This window comes from Parendozoicomonas verongulae (assembly GCF_009711465.1).
GTDB lineage: Bacteria > Pseudomonadota > Gammaproteobacteria > Pseudomonadales > Endozoicomonadaceae > Sansalvadorimonas > Sansalvadorimonas verongulae.
Genome location: NZ_SMME01000705.1, coordinates 4,179 through 4,777, shown reverse-complemented (window position 1 = coordinate 4,777; position 599 = coordinate 4,179). Strand labels below are relative to the sequence as shown.

1 protein-coding gene is annotated in these 599 nt (G+C 44.4%); it reads right to left on the bottom strand.

The genetic code is table 11. The features are described 5' to 3' along the window. Window positions 1-303 precede the first annotated feature (303 nt). The coding region (locus tag E1189_RS23450) for a hypothetical protein (protein ID WP_196221148.1) at window positions 304-599 on the bottom strand (296 nt) is incomplete at its 5' end.

Below are 599 nucleotides of genomic sequence, written 5' to 3'. Positions count from 1 at the left end.
TCTAGCTAGCGCAATTGAACACTCACCCTTAGCTAATGTGTTTGCACAAAACCCGAAAATAAAGAGGAAAAAACTCGCGTAGAACCATCGCGGCTTCTCATAAATTCTTAACATGATTCACTCTACAAACCATTACTACCAAGAGATGGAAGGTATGGCAGCTAATAAGGAAGATATCAAGTTATTTGAGTCCCCGCGTCTCACGGATGAAGGAGGTGGCGGTGTCCGGGTGGCCGGCGAGTAGGGAAAACGATTGGCTACTCCGTGCCGAGATGGATGTCTTGTCTGCCCTGATATTTATTTTTATTTGTGCTGCAAACGGAGAGTGGAAAACCTCTCTAACAAAGGCGTTTCTTCAGTAGGGGTGTGGGTTGCTACTGGTTTTTCATTCTTGGATTTGCGGGTTGCCTGCCTGAGTGCATTAATGATTGTTGTATACCTGTCATACTTGGCAGGGTTCATTCTTCTGAGAAATGGTCTACCTTCTTTTGCTACGCTCAATGGGCTTTTGGTGAAAAACCAAAACCACTTCCATGAAATAAATGGATCTGCATCGCCATTTAGCAAAATTTGAACCACCTCGGTATGGCCATTCTGAA